Origin of the sequence: Johnsonella ignava ATCC 51276 (assembly GCF_000235445.1) — a bacterium.
GTDB classification, from domain to species: Bacteria; Bacillota; Clostridia; order Lachnospirales; family Lachnospiraceae; genus Johnsonella; species Johnsonella ignava.
Map to the genome: position 1 here is coordinate 1 of NZ_JH378854.1, position 1,595 is coordinate 1,595.

Annotated in this window: 2 pseudogenes; both read right to left on the reverse strand. The window is 37.1% G+C overall.

What is annotated here, in order from left to right:
- Window positions 1-770: pseudogene (locus HMPREF9333_RS11915) on the reverse strand (recombinase family protein); the annotation flags it as partial.
- Between the two features lie 40 nt (window positions 771-810).
- Window positions 811-1,536: pseudogene (locus HMPREF9333_RS11920) on the reverse strand (type IV secretory system conjugative DNA transfer family protein); the annotation flags it as partial.
- Window positions 1,537-1,595: the final 59 nt, after the last annotated feature.

The window sequence follows — 1,595 nt, forward strand, 5'->3', positions numbered from 1 at the left end:
GAAGTTGACTGTATGCCCTAAGTATTCTGTTTCTTTAAGATACTTGCAATCGTGGAACTGCACCAACGATACGGATATTCAAAGACTTTGCTTTGATGTAGTCCATATCCCAATTTCTGCTGATGATAGGCGGGTATATCTATCTTGTCGGCTTCTAATACCCTTGCAATGGCATAGGGTCCTTTTCCGTCCATTGTCAGATGGAATATTCTTCGGACAACTTCTGCTGCTTTTTCATCGATAATCCACTGATTTTTATCGTCCTTGTCTTTAATATATCCATAGGGCGGACTGCTTCCTGTATGCTTTCCGCTCTCTCCTTTAGCTTTGAATGTGGACTTGATTTTCCTTGAGGTATCTCTCGCATACCACTCGTTCATAATGTTTCGAAAAGGGGTAAAATCATCGTCTTTGTAAAAGCTATCTACATTGTCGTTTATGGCAATAAGTCTAACTCCCTTTTGCCTTAGTATCTCCATACATTGACCGACTTTGAGGTAATCTCTGCCAAGTCTACTCATATCCTTTACGATGATACAACCGATATTTCCTTGATTGACTCCGTTCATCATTGCCATAAATCCCGGACGATCAAACTGCGTTCCGCTGATTCCGTCATCGGTAAAATGAACGATGTTCTCCAAATGATTTTTCTTTGCGTATTCTTCCAAAATTTTCTTCTGATTGATGATAGAATTGCTCTCGCCTTGTAGTTCATCATCTCTGCTTAACCTTTCATACAAAGCGGTTATTTTCTCATAACTTCTCACGATTACCTCCTTTCGCTCAAATTCTTCAATAAAAAAAGAATTAAGCAAAACATCTTTCACTAATATAGTGATTAAGTGTTCTTCTTAATTCTATAACTCCAGCTGCAAGCTTGTATTTACGGTATTGCTTTACCGCAAAGTGATTCGGCTTTTCTTTTTCCAGTGCATCAAAGATATAGTCAACTGCATTTTTAAAGTTTTCATCTTCTTCTCTTACCTCACTGGCATCAATAAAAGCAAGCAGTGTTTCAAAGTTCTGCTCTTCCTCCGGTGCTTCATAATAAAGGTATCCAATCAGTGCAGTATAATACAGTCGTTCGGCTTTACACCAAAAATCTTCAGTAGATTTTTCTCCTTCTCCCTTTGTGTTTGCCATAATCGTCTGTACCAGTTTTAGAATATCTTTTTCACTTCTTAGATAGGCAAATGGATTGTAGTGCATGGATTTTTTGAAGTTTATGGTATTTAGCACTTTAATATCATAGCCGTTTTTCTCAAGCATCTTTCCACACTCTACAAGAACCGTACCCTTTGGATCTGTTACAACATAGGATGAGTGCATTTGCATAAGATTGGGCTTTAAAAAAAATCTGGTCTTTCCGCTTCCTGAGCCTCCCACCACAAGTATATTTTTATTCCTTGCATATTTAGGGTTTTTAGGTCTACCATTCATGGTAAGTCTTTCCGTATCAGTTAAAAGTATGTTATTTTCAAACTTTTCATCTACATACGGTTCTATATCTTTTGAGTTTCCCCAGAGAGCGTTTTGTCAAGTACCTTTTTTGATTTATTGACGCTTTTTATTTTGAAATTTGAATAAAAAAA